This window comes from Streptomyces sp. SCSIO 75703, assembly GCF_036607905.1.
GTDB lineage: Bacteria > Actinomycetota > Actinomycetes > Streptomycetales > Streptomycetaceae > Streptomyces.
Genome location: NZ_CP144555.1, coordinates 2,693,997 through 2,708,543, shown reverse-complemented (window position 1 = coordinate 2,708,543; position 14,547 = coordinate 2,693,997). Strand labels below are relative to the sequence as shown.

17 protein-coding genes are annotated in these 14,547 nt (G+C 72.6%); 7 read left to right on the top strand and 10 right to left on the bottom strand.

Translation table 11 applies throughout. The features are described from left to right. Positions 1-45 precede the first annotated feature (45 nt). On the top strand, positions 46-1,974 hold the full coding sequence (locus VM636_RS11680) for a DUF6350 family protein (protein WP_338484325.1): 1,929 nt from the start codon (positions 46-48) through the stop codon (positions 1,972-1,974). A 68-nt stretch (positions 1,975-2,042) separates the two neighbouring features. On the opposite strand, the gene VM636_RS11675 is transcribed toward VM636_RS11680, so the two are convergent. Then, positions 2,043-2,825, bottom strand: a complete 783-nt coding sequence (locus tag VM636_RS11675; protein WP_030423044.1) for a hypothetical protein — start codon at positions 2,823-2,825, stop codon at positions 2,043-2,045. A gap of 351 nt (positions 2,826-3,176) precedes the next feature. Between VM636_RS11675 and purN the strand changes: the two genes are divergently transcribed. Both purN and purH read left to right on the top strand, forming a co-directional pair. Then, entirely contained in the window at positions 3,177-3,806 is a 630-nt protein-coding gene (gene purN / locus VM636_RS11670) for a phosphoribosylglycinamide formyltransferase (protein ID WP_030423043.1), read from the top strand. Further along, on the top strand, positions 3,803-5,365 hold the full coding sequence (purH, locus tag VM636_RS11665) for a bifunctional phosphoribosylaminoimidazolecarboxamide formyltransferase/IMP cyclohydrolase (RefSeq protein ID WP_030423042.1): 1,563 nt from the start codon (positions 3,803-3,805) through the stop codon (positions 5,363-5,365). The genes purN and purH overlap by 4 nt, the downstream gene beginning before the upstream one ends. Before the next feature lie 50 nt (positions 5,366-5,415). On the opposite strand, the gene VM636_RS11660 is transcribed toward purH, so the two are convergent. Both VM636_RS11660 and VM636_RS11655 read right to left on the bottom strand, forming a co-directional pair. After that, a complete protein-coding gene (locus VM636_RS11660; RefSeq protein WP_030423041.1) occupies positions 5,416-5,790 on the bottom strand; it encodes an ATP-binding protein in 375 nt (124 codons plus the stop codon). After that, complete coding sequence (locus tag VM636_RS11655; protein ID WP_030423040.1) at positions 5,787-5,996, bottom strand: hypothetical protein; 210 nt, start codon at positions 5,994-5,996, stop codon at positions 5,787-5,789. Before VM636_RS11655 ends, VM636_RS11660 begins: the two co-directional genes overlap by 4 nt. Before the next feature lie 118 nt (positions 5,997-6,114). On the opposite strand from VM636_RS11655, the gene VM636_RS11650 reads away from it, so the two are divergent. Continuing rightward, positions 6,115-7,011 carry a helix-turn-helix transcriptional regulator gene (locus VM636_RS11650; RefSeq protein WP_338484324.1) on the top strand — a complete coding sequence of 299 codons (897 nt, stop codon included), beginning with the start codon at positions 6,115-6,117 and terminating at the stop codon, positions 7,009-7,011. Beyond that, the gene (locus VM636_RS11645) at positions 6,944-7,150 is read left to right on the top strand and encodes a DUF397 domain-containing protein (RefSeq protein WP_338484323.1); all 207 of its coding nucleotides are present in this window, start codon (positions 6,944-6,946) and stop codon (positions 7,148-7,150) included. The genes VM636_RS11650 and VM636_RS11645 overlap by 68 nt, the downstream gene beginning before the upstream one ends. Before the next feature lie 54 nt (positions 7,151-7,204). Here VM636_RS11645 and VM636_RS11640 read toward each other — a convergent pair whose 3' ends face one another. The 7 genes from VM636_RS11640 to VM636_RS11610 form a co-directional block, all read right to left on the bottom strand. Next, positions 7,205-7,684 (bottom strand): hypothetical protein, encoded by a 480-nt coding sequence (locus VM636_RS11640; RefSeq protein ID WP_234312814.1) that lies wholly within the window; start codon positions 7,682-7,684, stop codon positions 7,205-7,207. A gap of 87 nt (positions 7,685-7,771) precedes the next feature. Further along, entirely contained in the window at positions 7,772-9,313 is a 1,542-nt protein-coding gene (locus VM636_RS11635) for a protein kinase (RefSeq protein ID WP_030423036.1), read from the bottom strand. After that, positions 9,310-10,083, bottom strand: a complete 774-nt coding sequence (locus VM636_RS11630; RefSeq protein WP_030423035.1) for a hypothetical protein — start codon at positions 10,081-10,083, stop codon at positions 9,310-9,312. The genes VM636_RS11635 and VM636_RS11630 overlap by 4 nt, the downstream gene beginning before the upstream one ends. A gap of 184 nt (positions 10,084-10,267) precedes the next feature. Continuing rightward, positions 10,268-10,510 carry an NUDIX hydrolase gene (locus VM636_RS11625; RefSeq protein ID WP_234340492.1) on the bottom strand — a complete coding sequence of 81 codons (243 nt, stop codon included), beginning with the start codon at positions 10,508-10,510 and terminating at the stop codon, positions 10,268-10,270. Positions 10,511-10,532: 22 nt separating this feature from the next. After that, positions 10,533-10,886 (bottom strand): WbqC family protein, encoded by a 354-nt coding sequence (locus tag VM636_RS11620; RefSeq protein ID WP_338484322.1) that lies wholly within the window; start codon positions 10,884-10,886, stop codon positions 10,533-10,535. Continuing rightward, the gene (locus VM636_RS11615; protein WP_030423032.1) at positions 10,828-11,505 is read right to left on the bottom strand and encodes a YdcF family protein; all 678 of its coding nucleotides are present in this window, start codon (positions 11,503-11,505) and stop codon (positions 10,828-10,830) included. The genes VM636_RS11620 and VM636_RS11615 overlap by 59 nt, the downstream gene beginning before the upstream one ends. 16 nt (positions 11,506-11,521) lie before the next feature. Then, the gene (locus VM636_RS11610) at positions 11,522-12,631 is read right to left on the bottom strand and encodes a transcriptional regulator (protein WP_053914633.1); all 1,110 of its coding nucleotides are present in this window, start codon (positions 12,629-12,631) and stop codon (positions 11,522-11,524) included. 232 nt (positions 12,632-12,863) lie between these two features. On the opposite strand from VM636_RS11610, the gene VM636_RS11605 reads away from it, so the two are divergent. Together VM636_RS11605 and VM636_RS11600 are read left to right on the top strand one after the other, a co-directional pair. After that, complete coding sequence (locus VM636_RS11605) at positions 12,864-13,985, top strand: adenosylhomocysteinase (RefSeq protein WP_030423029.1); 1,122 nt, start codon at positions 12,864-12,866, stop codon at positions 13,983-13,985. Between the two features lie 4 nt (positions 13,986-13,989). After that, positions 13,990-14,535, top strand: a complete 546-nt coding sequence (locus VM636_RS11600) for an NUDIX hydrolase (protein WP_030423028.1) — start codon at positions 13,990-13,992, stop codon at positions 14,533-14,535. The last annotated feature ends 12 nt before the right edge of the window (positions 14,536-14,547 follow it).

Here is a 14,547-nt window from a genome sequence, read left to right as displayed (position 1 = left end):
CGCCTGTTACGCCGGGAAAGCGCGTGTCGTTGGGAGCATGGCGGGGTGATCCTGACGACCGCTCGCCGAGCCCCGTTCTCCCGGCTGCGCGCCCGGTGGCGCGACCGGCCGCCGGGTCTGTCCGCCGGTCTGCTGGGGGGCGTCTTCGCGGCCGGGCTGGGCCTGGCCTTCTTCGCCGCCCTCGTCACGGTGCTGTGGATCAGTTCGCCGTACCCGGACAGCGGCCCCGGCGGCGCCCTGCACGTCGCCGCGTCGCTGTGGGTGCTCGCGCACGGCGCCGAACTGGTCCGCACCGACACGCTCTCCGGCCTGCCCGCGCCGCTCGGCGTCACCCCGCTGCTCCTGCTGGTGCTGCCGGTGTGGCTGGTGCACCGGGCGGCGCGGGACGCCACGGACGCCGGGCACGATCCCGACGGCGCCACGGGCCCGGCCCGAAAACCCGCCCCCGCCCCCGGCCCCGGCCCCGGCCCCGGCCCCGGCCCTGGCGTACCCGGCGCCGCTCCCGGGCCCGCCCGGCCGGAGGCCGCGCCGCCGCCCGTGCCCGCGCGCACCGCCTGGACCGGCGTCGTCCTCGGCTACCTCGGCGTCGCGGCTCCCGTCGTGCTGTACGCGGCCGGCGGGGCCCTGCCGCCCTCCTGGCCGTGGGCGCTCTCCTGCCTGCCCCTGGTCGTCATGGGCGCGGCCGGGGCCGGGGTGTGGACGGCGCACGGGCGTCCCGGGGGACCGGCGGGCCGGGTGCTGGGCGTGTTCCCGGCGGGCGTGCGCGACCTGCTCGTGGGGCCCGACGCGCGCCCCGGCACCGTGGTGCGCGCCGCGTGCGCCGGAGCGGCGGTACTGGCCGGGGGCGGGGTGCTGCTGCTGATGGTGTCCCTGGTCTGGCACGCCGGGGCCGCCCGGGACGACGTGCTCGTGCTGACCGGGAGTTGGACGGGCCGGTTCACGGTGCTGGTGCTCTGCCTGACGCTGGTGCCGAACGCGGCGGTCTGGGCGGCGGCCTACGCCCTCGGCCCCGGTTTCTCGCTCGGCACCGGAAACCTCGTGGGCCCGTTGTCCTCGGCGCCCGCGCCGGTGCTGCCGCCGTTCCCGCTGCTGGCGGCGGTGCCGGAGGCCGGGCCGGGGACGCCGCTGCACTGGGCGGCCGGGACGGTGCCGCTGGTCGCCGGGGTGGCCGTGGGCTGGTGCACGGCACGGGCGGCCACGGCGGACGCGCACCGCGGGGCGGCCGGTGCCGGTGCGGGCGCCGGGGCACCGGGGCCCTGGACCTGGCGGCGGACCGCCGGGGCGGCCGGGCTGGCCGCGCTGCTCTGCGCCGGGTGCGTCGCCGTGCTGACGGTGTTCGCGGGCGGCCCGCTGGGTACGGACGCGCTCGCCCGGTTCGGCCCGGTGTGGTGGCAGACCGGGGCGGCGACGCTGGTGTGGATCGCGGTGGTGGCGACGCCGGTGGCGCTCGGCGTACGCGGCTGGCGGTGCCGGGGCCTGGCCCCCGCCGCGCCCCCGGAAGCCGAGCCCGCGCGGCGCTCCGGGACGCCCCCCGGCGCGCCCACCGCCCCCGGGACGGCCCCCGCCCCCGAGACGGTCCCCGCCGAAACCGCCCCCGGCCCTCGCCGTTTCCGGATGCCCGCGCTGCCGCTGCCCGCGCTCGCCGCGCTCCGCCCGTGGCCCCGCCGCACCGCGAAGGCACCGGCCGAGACCCCGGCACCCGCCCTCGCCGGGGCCGCGCCGCGCCCCCGCGACGGCGACGACCTGCTCCCGTACGGCCTCTACGACGATGACGACGACGGCACGGGCGCCGACGGCCTGTACGACCTGCTCCCCCTCGGCCCGCCCGCCGCCCCCGCCCCGAACCCGGCCCCTCCCCCCGAGCCGCCCCGCACCCCGGTGCCGCCGCACACCCCGGGGCCCCCGCAGGCCGCCCCCGCCCCGCCGCCCCCCGTGGAACCGCCGAGGCCGCCGCACCCGCCCCGGACCCCCTGAGGGGCCCGGCGGCGGGGCGACGGCCCCGGAACCGGCCGGACGCGCTCCGCGGGCGTCCGGACGCGGCGTCAGTCCTCCGTGTCCAGCACCCCGCGCAGTTCCTTCGGCAGGAGCTTGCCGCACGACTCCTTCGCCACGTTGGTCAGCGCGTCGCTGCGGCACGTGTAGTAGTCGCGGTAGACCATCTGGGCGGCGAAGGACCCGGCGACCAGGACGATGGCCAGCGAGGCCGTCACCAGGCCGCTGATCGCGGCGGTCCGCTGCGGGCGCCCCGGCGGCTCCTCGGCGCGGGCCGGCTTGTCCGGGTCGGACGCGCGCGGCTTGGCCCGCAGCGAGCTGATGCCCCAGTACAGGGAGAGGGCGCCGAGCAGCAGCGCCACGTACTGCCAGGTGAACAGGGCGAAGAACAGCGCCCACATGCCGCTCAGCAGCGCGTACCGGGCGCGGCGCTGGGCCGGGTCGTTCGGGTCCCAGCGGGGGCCCCGGCCGCCGCCCTGGCCCTCGGGGCCGGAGGCGCCGGGCCGTTCGCCGAAGCCGCCGGAGGAGCGGCCGGGCTGGCGGTCGCTCCACTGACGGCCCCACGGGGAACGTCCCCGCCCGCCGCCCGGCTCCCCGGAGTCACCCGAGTCGCCGGAGTCGTCGTTTGAGGGGCGGCGGGGCTGCCAGGGGCGGTCCGGGCTGCCCTCGGGCGGTGCGGCGAACGGGTTGTCGTCCTGGCCGGAGCCGCCCGGCCCGCCGGAGGACGCGTCGGGGGGCGAGGAGGGACGTTCCCGCAGCACGAGGGTGCTGCGCTCCCCTGGCTGCGCCGACTGCTGGGGGAGCGTGAGCAGTCGCAGGCTGCGGTCGGGCATCAAGTGAGCGTCTTCCCCTTGTCGTGACACGGACGGTGGTGGCGAGCGGCGGACCCGGGCGGGTACGCGCGGGCGCGCTGCCGCAAGACGGCGCGCGCCGTGCGCCCCGGTCCCGCGCCCACCGGGCAGCACACCCCGTGAACGCGCGGCCCGCGGGTCGCGTTCCCGGTCCGGCTCCCCGCAGACGCTACCTTCCGGCTAGGCCCCCGTCCCGAGGGGGCCGTCCGGTGTGCCGGTATCGTTGCCGACGGTCGGCCGCTTCGTAGACTTCCCCGTATCCCGGGGCGCGAAGCATTCGTACGACTGTACAAACCGACTGCACAGACCGCCTCCCCGAGAAAGGGCCCCACCGTGGCCGCCAAGCCCGTGGCCAAGCGCCTCGTCGTGCTGGTCTCCGGAACCGGCAGCAATCTGCAGGCGCTCCTCGACGAGATCGCCGCCGCCGGCGCGGAGGCGTACGGGGCCGAGGTCGTCGCCGTCGGCGCGGACCGCGACGGCATCGAGGGGCTCGCGCGCGCCGAGCGCGCCGGAGTGCCCACCTTCGTGCGCCGGGTCCGTGACTACGCCACCCGCCAGGAGTGGGACGCGGCCCTCGCCGAGGCCGTCGCCGCCCACGAGCCGGACCTCGTGGTCTCGGCCGGGTTCATGCGGATCGTGGGGAAGGAGTTCCTCGCGCTGTTCGGCGGCCGGTTCGTCAACACCCACCCCGCGCTCCTGCCCAGTTTCCCCGGGGCGCACGGGGTGCGGGACGCGCTGGCGTACGGCGCCCGGGTCACCGGGTGCACCGTCCACTTCGTCGACGACGGCGTCGACACCGGGCCGATCATCGCGCAGGGCGTGGTCGAGGTGCGGGACGAGGACGACGAGAGCGCTCTGCACGAGCGCATCAAGGAAGTCGAGCGAAGACTGCTCGTCGATGTCGTGGGGCGGCTCGCCCGCAACGGCTATCGCATCGAGGGACGAAAGGTAGTTATCCAGTGACCGCCGAGAGCAACAAGCGGGCCATCCGTCGCGCGCTGGTCAGCGTCTACGACAAGGCCGGGCTCGAAGAACTCGCCCGCGGCCTGCACGAGGCGGGCGTCGAACTCGTCTCCACCGGCTCCACCGCCTCCCGCATCTCCGCGGCCGGGGTCCCCGTCACCAAGGTGGAGGAGCTGACCGGCTTCCCCGAGTGCCTGGACGGCCGGGTCAAGACGCTGCACCCCAAGGTGCACGCCGGCATCCTCGCCGACCTGCGCCTGGACAGCCACCGCGAGCAGCTCGCCGGGCTGGGCGTGGAGCCGTTCGACCTGGTCGTCGTGAACCTGTACCCGTTCCGCGAGACGGTCGCCTCCGGCGCCACCCCGGACGAGTGCGTGGAGCAGATCGACATCGGCGGCCCCTCCATGGTCCGCGCCGCCGCCAAGAATCACCCGTCCGTGGCCGTCGTCACCGACCCCGCCCGCTACGGCGACGTCCTCTCCGCGGTCCGTGACGGCGGCTTCGACCTCGCCGCCCGCAAGCGGCTGGCCGCCGAGGCGTTCCGGCACACCGCCGCCTACGACGTGGCCGTCGCCTCCTGGTTCGCCGACGAGTACGCCCCCGTGGACGACTCGGGCTTCCCCGGCTTCCTCGGCGTCACCTGGGACCGCGCCCGCACCCTGCGCTACGGCGAGAACCCGCACCAGCCCGCCGCGCTCTACACCAGCGCCGCCGGCGGCCTCGCGGAGGCCGAGCAGCTCCACGGCAAGGAGATGTCGTACAACAACTACACGGACACGGACGCCGCCCGCCGTGCCGCGTACGACCACGACGAGCCCTGCGTGGCGATCATCAAGCACGCCAACCCGTGCGGGATCGCGGTCGGCGGGGACGTCGCCGAGGCGCACCGCAAGGCGCACGCCTGCGACCCCGTCTCCGCCTACGGCGGCGTGATCGCCGTGAACCGCCCGGTCAGCAAGGAGATGGCCGAGCAGGTCGCGGACATCTTCACCGAGGTCGTCGTCGCCCCCGGCTACGAGGACGGCGCGCTGGAGGTGCTGACGCGGAAGAAGAACATCCGTGTCCTGCGCGCCCCCGAGGCCCCGGCCGCCCCGGTCGAGGTCAAGCCCATCGACGGCGGCGCCCTCCTCCAGGTCGCCGACCGCCTCCAGGCCGCCGGCGACGACCCGGCCACCTGGACCCTGGCCAGCGGCGAGGCCCTCCCCGCGGACGAGCTGGCCGAGCTGGCCTTCGCCTGGCGGGCCTGCCGCGCCGTCAAGTCCAACGCGATCCTGCTCGCCAAGGACGGCGCCTCGGTCGGCGTCGGCATGGGCCAGGTCAACCGCGTCGACTCCTGCCGCCTCGCCGTCGAGCGGGCCGGCGAGGAGCGGGCACGGGGCTCCTACGCCGCCTCCGACGCCTTCTTCCCCTTCCCCGACGGCCCCGGGATCCTCATCGCGGCCGGGGTCAAGGCCATCGTCCAGCCCGGCGGTTCCATCCGTGACGAGCAGGTCGTCGAGGCCGCCACGAAGGCCGGCGTGACGATGTACTTCACCGGCACGCGGCACTTCTTCCACTGAGCCGGCGGCCACCCCGGCCGCCCGGCTCCCCTGATGGCCCTCGGCCCGGTTCACCGGCCGAGGGCCACCTCGCACCAGACGGTCTTGCCGCCCTCCCGGGGCACCACCCCCCAGCGCAGCGCCACCGAGTCGAGCAGCAGCAGGCCCCGGCCCGACTCCTCGTCCGCCCCGGCGTGGCGGACCACCAGCCAGGCGTGCGGTTCCCGGTCGGTCACCTCGATCCGGACCCGCCCGCATCCCAGGCTCCCGACCCGCACGGAGACCGGGGTGCCCTCGCCGACGTGTCTGATCACGTTGGCGAGCAGTTCGCCGACGCAGAGCTGTACGTCCCCGCAGGGCCCGCCGAGGTGCTCCCGCACCGCCCGCCGTACGTCCGCCACGGCCTTGGGCAGCGCCGGCAGGTCCAGGCAGAGCGGCGACCTCACCCCGCCGCCCCCTTCCGGAGCGCCGCCGCCAGCGCCTGCGCCGTCTCCAGGTTGCAGTTACCCAGAGCGATCAGCGGCGTGGCGTACGTCGCCGCGACCGAGGGGAGTTCGAGCCCGAGGGAGGGAAGCGTGATGCCGTGTGCGGCCAGCGCGTCGCGCAGGTCCTCCAGGCGGGCCTCGGCCTCCTGGACGTGGGGGTGGTGCACGGTCGTCCGCCCTTTCGTGTGCGTTGTGTGACGAAGTTCTCACACAGTGACGTGGCGCGGCGTACCGTGAAAGGGATTTGGGTTGCGCACGGTGACTGGGCAAAACGGGGTGATGAGGGTGCCGGCTCGCAAGGACCCGGACGCGTCGATCAGCGTTCCCTGCTTCTACGGCGCGGAGTTGCGCTTCAAGCGGGAGTCGGCGGGCCTGACGCTGGAACAGCTCGCGGAGGGCAGCTTCCGGGGCATCTCGTTCCTCAGTCAGATCGAACGGGGTGAGCGGCGCATGCCGGTTGACCTCGCCCGCCACGTCGACGAACGCCTGGGCACGGACGGCTTCTTCCAACGCCGCTGCGACGACGTGGCGAAGGCACGGCGGGTGGGCATCGCCCCGCACTTTGCCGATGTCGCCGACCTGGAGAAGTCGGCGCGGACCATTGAGGACTGGGCTCCCCTACTGGTGCCCGGATTGCTTCAGACACGGGCCTACGCCGAGGCGATCGCCAGGTCGGCCATGCCACGTGCCTCCGACATCGAGGTGAAGCAGGTCGTGGACGCTCGAATGGCGCGAGCGTCGCTCTTCGACGAGGAGGCGCCGCCGCGGCTCTGGGCGATCCTCGACGAGTCGATCATCCGGCGTCCCGTGCTGGCGCCCGCGGGAATGGCCGAACTGCTGGACCACATCGTCGAGGTCGTGAGGACGACCGGCACGATTGTGCAGGTCGTTCCGGAAACCACCGTGCATCCGTTCATGATGGGGCTGACGCGGATCATGACCTTCCACGATGCGCCACCTCTGGTGTACACGGAGGGGCTGCACAGCGGGCAAGTCATCGACTTTCCCGCCCTCGTGATGGACTACCGCGAGTCGTACGATCTGCTGAGGGCCGCCGCACTGCCACTGGCGGCCTCCTTGGCCATGATTGAGGCAGCAGCAGAGGACAGCCGGCATGCATCCCAACAGCAGCATCGACCTGAACTCCGTTCAGTGGCGCACGAGCAGCTACAGCAGCGGTAACGGCGGTGAATGCGTCGAAGTCGCCACTGGCCCGCGCTCATTGATCCCTGTCCGCGACTCCAAGAACCCCGAAGGCCCCGTTCTCCTCATAGGCGCCCGCGCCTGGGCGCCGTTCCTCTCCGGGCTCAAGTCGGTCTGAACGCAGGGCGGTGGCCCCCGGCGTCAGCCGGAGGCCACCGTCAACCGTGCCGGATCAGCAGGGGCGGAGGGACCAGATCGGGTCCCACGTCGCCGTACCGGCCTGGTACGCCGTCGACGTCCACCGCACGCTGCCGTCCTGGTTGTAGAACTTCGCCACCGTGCCCGGCGTCTGGTTGTTGGTGAACGGGCCGTTGCCCGTCCAGTTGGTCAGCTTCCACGTCTGGCACTTGTAGAAGTCGAACTTCTGGCCGTTCACGAGCATGCACAGGTGCCCGTAGTCGCAGGCCAGTGCCTTGACGGAGTTGCCCTCGGGCGCCGTGGTGACGGTGAGGCCGTCGTAGCGGACGGCGTCGGCCGTCACCTCCAGCGGCTTCCGGTCGTTGCCGACGACCTGCTCGGCGGCCTCCTGGAGGCCGGTCACCCGCGTCCCGGCCGGGTCCGCGGCGGACGCGGTGACCGAGGTGCCCGCGAGCAGGGCGACGGCCACGACGAACAGTGCGGCAGGCTTCTTCACGTTCACTGGTTCCCCCATGTGACGAAGAGTGGGTCGTGCCGCCGGAGCGGCATGGCTCCACAGTGCGGCCCGCGGTCCCTCACCGGTACCTCGGAAGTCCCAGGGTCACGTCCGGCCCGGAGGCGTGTACTTCTTGAGGTAGTGCGCGACGCGGGCGCAGTAGTCGCGGTACTTCGGGGGGACTCCGCCCGCGTCGTTCACCTTCCGGTACGAGGTCCGGTACGCCGCCGCGATCAGGACCCGCCGGTCGCCGGGGAGCGCGACCTCCAGGTTCGGCGCGATGAAGCAGAGGTAGCGGCCGACCGCCGGGATGGACGCGGCGGCGGAGAAGGGCGGCTTCGGGACGGTCGCGGCGGGCTGGCCGTCGGGCCGGATCCAGTACCGCAGCACGCTCGGGGTCCAGCGGGCGATGCCGTACTCGTCCTTCCCCGGGTCGAAGAGCGAGGGATCGAAGTCGCTCTCGGCCTTGAGCAGGGCGGCGACCAGCGGGGGCGTGACGTCGGGGTGGGAGCAGTCGTGCGCGGCGTCGACGATGAGCGGCCGGTACGAGGGCGGGATGCCCTGGTCGGTGCGGAGTTCGGCGGCACCGTACCCGGCCGGACCGGCGGCGCCCGGCGGGGGAGACCCGGCGGGGAGGAGACCGTAGCCGACGGCCGCCGCGACGGCGGTGGTGAGGGCGCCGCCGATCAGGAGGCGGGCGCGCCGGGGACGTAACCGGGCGCGGAGCCGCCACAGGAGGGCATGGGGCGAAGGCTCGGCGCCGGCCGCCGCGGTGACCCGGCGCAGCAACTCCTCCGTACCGATCCGGTCCGCGTGGGTGCGGGCCAGGCAGGCGCGGACGATCTCTCCCCATTCCCCGGGGAGGGCGGGGGAGAGGCGGAGTTCGTCGGTGCCGCGGGCGTAGGCGGCGCCGGCGTCGCGGCGGGCCGACGGGGTGGCGCCGGGCAGCGGGAAGGTGCCGGTGAGGGTGAGGTGGGCGAGGACGCCGAAGGCCCACACGTCGGCGGAGGGGCGGGTGCGGCGCCCGCGTTCGCCGATCTCGGACCAGAGCAGTTCGGGCGGGGTGTAGTCCGGGGTGGAGAAGGCGGGGGAGTAGGCGTGGGTGCCCTCCAGTTCGGCGGCCATGTTGAAATCGGCCAGCCGCGCCGAACCGTCCCGCATCAGCAGCACATTGGCCGGTTTCAGATCCCCGTGGACCCAGCCGGCGCGGTGCAACTGGGCCAGCCCCTCGCAGACCTGGGCGAGCAGCGCGGGCCCGGTGGCGGGCGGCGGGCCCGCGGCGAGCAGGGCGGCGAGGGAGCCCTCCGCCTTCTCCAGGACGAGGACGGTCGCGCCGTCGAGGCCGGGGCGGTCCGGGTCGTCGACGGTGAGCGTCTCGTACATGCGGATCAGACGGGGGCGGCGCAGCCGGCGGTGCAACCGCACCTCGCGCTCGACGAGTTCGCGCAGGTGGGTGAGGCGGCGCGGGGTGCCGGTGCCGGTGGGCAGGAACTTCAGGGCGGCCGTGCCGGGCAGGCCGCGCGGGTCAGGGCCGGTGCGCCGGGCCTCGTAGACGCTGCCGAAGGCGCCGGTGGCGAGGGGGCGCCGCACCTCCCAGACCCCCACCCGGTACCCCCGGGGCACCGGCACCGCGTACGGCTCGGTCACCGGTCCGCCCGGCGGGGCGCCGCCGCCCCGGCGTGGGGCGGGGCGGCCAGCACCACGAGGTCGTCCTCGCGGACGAGGTCGAAGCGGAGGGCGAGGGAGACCAGCGACTCCTTCTTGCCGTTGAGGCGGGGGCCCGCCTCGGCGCAGTCGGGGCCGGGCTTGAGACGGAGCTTGACCGCGAGGTAGTCGATGTTCCACTGGACCGAGGTGCGGGAGGCGGCGGGCCAGGCCGGGCCGAGCCGGTCGACGACCTCGGCCACGGTGGGCAGCGGGGCGTGCGGCGCCCCGCGCAGCCGCGGTTCGCACAGGGCGGCCAGCACGGCGAAGTACCGTTTGGTGCGGTCCAGGGAGAACGCGGGGGCGGTCGGCTCGCCGTCGGCGCCGTCCTCGCCGCGCAGGTAGTCGTGGCGCGGCGCCCACACCTCGACCGGGAGCAGGTCGCCCCCGGCGGGCAGCACGATCCGCGAGAACTCGAACGGCACCGGCGCGTCCAGCCGCCCCGGTGCCACCTTGACGTGCTCGCCCGCGCCCTCCGGGTTCTCCACCACGTAGGTCTGGTGGGCGGACAGGTTGCTCAGGGTCCAGAAGGTGCCGTGGGCCGTGATCTCCCCGGCCCGGCGGGACACCCCCTCGTGCCGGATCGGCAGCCCGCCCCCGGGCACCGCCCGCCCGAAGGCGAGCCGTTCACCGGGCGCGAGCCGGAACTGGCGGCGGACGTGGTCGGATCGGTCCTCCGTGGTCGGCGGAGGTACCACGATGATGCTGTACAAGGCGCGTCTCCCCCTGGCCTGACGGCGTCACCAGCCAGAGTAGGACCACGCACCAGGGCCGTGTCTCCCCTCGTTCGGGTGAGACACGGCCCTGTGGTGTGAAGCCGCCACCCCTCGCGGGGCGGCCCGGTCCCGGAGGGGGCTTGTCCTGCTCGGTCGCCGAGACCGCCGGTGTCGGTGGGTGTCAGCGGGTCAGGAGGGCACGGACGGCGTCGCTCACCTCGGGCAGTTCGCCGGGCAGGGCCCACTGGTGGGTGTCGTGTTCGGTGAGGACGACGGGGCCGGTCTTCTCCACGGTGACGGCGAAGGTGAACTGGCGGGTGGTGCCGCCCCCGCTGTTCCGGTAGTCGAAGTGGCCGAGGTAGGCGGTGACCTGGTCGACGGTGAGGCCGGTCTCCTCGGCGGTCTCCCGGTGGAGGGCGTCCAGGACCGTCTCCCCGGCCTCGACCTTACTGCCGCAGCAACAGGTCCACTCTCTTGCGGCTGAGCCCCGGGTCCACGATCAGTGTTTCACTGATACGACTCTGCCGTCCGCGCGGCAGGTGTGTCGCGAGAGTGAGCCACTGCCGCTGTCCTGGTTCCCCCAGTGTCGCGAGACGGGTCCGGTGCTGGAAGTCCCGCCGGGTGAACTGCACGTTGTCGAGCACGACCCAGCAGTCTGCCGCGTACAGCTTGGCCAGCGTGGAGAGCCGGGGGAAGAGGTTGGGCTGGTGGACGGTGCAGAGCCTGCCTGTCGTTGACCGGTCAGGGTGTGATAAGGCGGCTGGTGAAGCCTGAGGCGAGGAGGTTTTCGTAGGCGGCACGCACGTCCTCCGGGACTTCCTGCTCGATGGCGAATCCGAGCTTGGGGTACTCGATCACCCGCTGGAGATCACCGACGAGCATGTCCAGGACGAGCTGCTCGTCACTGATGCTCTTGACGTAGTCGTCGAGTTCCAAGGGCTCCGAGGCACAGCGCACGTCGACCTCGGGCCAGAGCTTGCGGGCGGTGGCGTAGGAACGACGCTCCATGTACGGCTTGGAGACCAGCAGCACCGAGGCCGGGGAGATCCCGGCGTCGGCGAGAACCTGACGGGAGTACGTGATGTTGTGCCCGGTGTTGCCGGCGCGGGGCTCCAGCAGGATCGCCTCATCGGGCACGCCGAGGGTGAGGGCGTGCTCCCGGTAGTGAACGGCCTCGCCACGCGGGAAGCGTGCCGCGGTGGTGGGGCTGTTGCCGCCCGTGAAGACAAGGACGGGGAAGAGCCCGGCCCGGTACAGTCCGGCGCTCGTGGTGGCCACGCCGAGGTCGTGACTGCCGAGGCCGATCGCCACGTCCGCTGGACGAAGTGCGTGGCGCATCTGGTGGTAGTCCCAGATCAGCCGGGCGTTCGCCCACTGCTCGTCGGTCACGGCCTGCCGGCTGTCCGTCTGTCCCGTCACTGGCGTCTCTCCCTGATCAGTGGTGCCCGGGGCTCTTCGCCCCACCGCTTGTGGCATGCCTGTACCTGATGCTCTCGATGCTGCGCCGCTGGTGGCTGAGTCCGTACTCGGCGGCCACCTTCGCTGCCTTGTCGAGAACGTCAAGGCCATCATCCAGGGTGCCCGGGTCGGACAGCAGGATGTGGCCATGAGCGGTGTCCAGGCGGACGCGTTGCATGGGTGAGTCCGCGGTGCCGGTCGCGCGAGCGATGTCGATGTAGTACAGCGCGGCGGTCAGGTCACCCGCACCACGGTGGGCGAGAGCGAGCTTCTGATGGGCCACGGACCAGTCCTCCGGCTCGGAGAGGTCCTCGAACTCGCGCACGGCCGCCAGCATGACGCGTGCGGCGTAGTCGTGGCTGCCCTCCTTGCTCAGCGCCGTCCCTACCCATAGCCGGGCTCGGGCGCGATCCCGCCGGGAGAGCCGGTCGTCAGCGGCGAGGCACTCGTACTGGTGGGCAGCCGAGTCCAGTTGGTCGGACATCTCCGTCACCACGGCCAGAGAGAGGTCTAGCTGAGCCACGCGTCGGGGGACGTCGAGCTGGGTGAAGATGGTCCGGGCGTCGTGGTAGGAACGGCGCGCGGACAGGGGGCCCAATACCGCACCCTGATCCCTTTGCACGTCACCCAGCAAGGCGGTCGCGCGGGCGTAGAGGTAAAGGCCCTTGTCGTCCAGTTCTGTCGGCGGGAAGCGAGCCAGCCAGCGGCGTAGAAGATCCTCCGCGAAGATGAAGTTCTGCCGGGACAGGGCGACGACGGATCGGTCGAGGTCGTCAGCCCACGTCTCGTATTCCCATGCACGGGGGCCGCTGGCAGTGACCCGCCGGACGGAGTCGGTACCAGCTCTTCCGGCCTCGGAGAGGTTGGTCTCGAATCGAAGGTGGACGGCAGCTTCCGCGCGGGCCAGTGCGGTGTCGAGGATGGCCTGGGTGTCCTGCCTCGGCTCGGTGGAAGACAGGAGCTTCTCCCACTTCGAGATCGTCCGGGCGCCTACGCCGAGATGAGCCGCGAAGGTCCGGACACTCATGCGGAGGGCAAGCCGTAGTGCTCTGGCTTCCAGGCCGGTCCAATGGTGCACGGTCGCCACGGGTCCCTCCTTTCCCTGCCCTCATGCAAGCACGCCGACCGGGGGCAGGGAGCGAAAGTGCCACGGAAGTGCGACAAGCGGCCATTGGGGCGGCCCGTTGCTCGCGACAAGCTCGACGGACCAGCTACCGCTCACGAGACGGAAAAGTCGTCTGGTCCCGGTTCAAGGCAGTGCCGACTCCGCAGCGTGCCTGATCCTCGTCATCGCCTGAGAACAAGAAAGGTGAACTGCCATGGAGTCCTTCGAACGCGCCAGGCTGGACGCCTACTTCACGAAGATCGCCGCCCGTTTCCTGCCCCAGGAACGCCCCGCCTCTTTCCTGATCACTCACCTCCTGGCCGAACGTCCCAGCTTCGTCCGCGCGGTGGCTTCCCTCAGCGAGGTGCGCGCCGTGCTGCCCAAACCCAAGTCGATCAACGCGGCAGCGCGGCGTGACGTCGAGCGGTCCGTCAGCGTCGACGCCCTCTCACGCGGACTCTTCAACGACCCCGACACCGCGCTCGACTACATCGAATCCCGTGCCGGAGGTGAGCGCACGGTGCTGCTGGATGTCGGCGGCTACTTCGCACCCGTTCTCGCGCATCTCCACGAGCGGTTCTCCGGAGAGATCGCCGGTGTTGTCGAGGACACCGAGAACGGACACCGACGGTACGCCGCACTGGAGAAACTCCCCTGCCCGGTCGTCTCTGTCGCCCGCTCACCACTGAAGGACCCCGAGGACTACCTTGTCGGTCAGTCGGTCGTCTTCTCCACGGAAGCGGTGATGCGCGGCCGGGGTGACATCCTCCATGGCCGACCCTCACTGGTCATCGGGTTCGGCAAGCTGGGCAGTTCTATCGCGCGGCTGCTCCAGGCGAAGGGCGTGCACGTCACCGTCTTCGACATCGATCCCGTACGACGCACGCAGGCACTCTCTCAGGGCTTCGCCGTGGCGCGGGACCGCGAGGCCGCCCTGACAGGAGCGGGCCTCGTCCTGTGCGCGACCGGCGCGGTCTCGCTGCGTGGGGAGGACTTCGGGCACCTGCGCAACGGGGCGTACGTGGCCACCGTGACGAGCAGCGAGGACGAACTGGAACTCGATTCCCTGCCGGAGGTCTATACCCGGACAGCCGTCGGCGACCACGTCACCCGCTACCAGACCACCGGCCATTACTTCTATCTGGCGAACGGCGGGAACGCGGTCAACTTCCTGCACGGCGCCAGCGTTGGACCATTCATCTTCCTCGTTCAGGCGGAGATCCTCGCCGCAGTCAGGATGCTCACCGACCAGCACCTCGCTCCTGGATTCCACGAGATCCCCGCATCCGACCGTGCCGTGATCGCGGCGACTTGGCTCTCCTACTTCAACAGGTGACGACATGCCCATCAGCACAGACCACATCCGCACGAGCCTGAACGGCTACCTCGACGTCCACCCCGAGGACAGGCCCGGCTTGGCCCCGGTGCTCGCCCTTCTGGAGACGGACGTGGACCTCGCCTCCCGCAAGGAGTTCCGCGCCCATGTCACCGCCGGCGCGGTCCTCGTCAATCATGACAACCGGGTCCTCCACATCCACCACCTGGCGCTCGACAAGTGGCTTCTCCCCGGCGGCCATCTGGAACCGCAGGACGACACCCTCCAGGCGGCCGCCCTCCGCGAGTTGTGCGAGGAGACCGGGATCTCCCCGGCATCGGTAGCTCCGGCGAGCCCCGACCCCATCGACATCGACGTACATCCCATCCCGGCGAACGAGGCCAAGGGAGAGCCCGACCACCAGCACGTCGACTTCCGCTTCCTCTTCCGCACCGAGACCGCCGATATCGGCGCGCTCCAAACCGAGGAGGTCACGGACGTGGAGTGGCTGGGAGTGGACAACCTCACGTCGCTGAAGCTGGGCCGCAGGTTGATGAGCGCACTGCGCTGAATCGCCCACTGC

Bases quoted from the DNA above. Each gene is read 5' to 3' on its own strand.
- VM636_RS11675 (WP_030423044.1), bottom strand. From the start codon at position 2,825: ATGCCCGACCGCAGCCTGCGACTGCTCACGCTCCCCCAGCAGTCGGCG.
- VM636_RS11645 (WP_338484323.1), top strand. From the start codon at position 6,944: ATGCATCCCAACAGCAGCATCGACCTGAACTCCGTTCAGTGGCGCACG.
- VM636_RS11640 (WP_234312814.1), bottom strand. From the start codon at position 7,684: ATGGGGGAACCAGTGAACGTGAAGAAGCCTGCCGCACTGTTCGTCGTG.
- VM636_RS11605 (WP_030423029.1), top strand. From the start codon at position 12,864: ATGGAGTCCTTCGAACGCGCCAGGCTGGACGCCTACTTCACGAAGATC.
- VM636_RS11600 (WP_030423028.1), top strand. From the start codon at position 13,990: ATGCCCATCAGCACAGACCACATCCGCACGAGCCTGAACGGCTACCTC.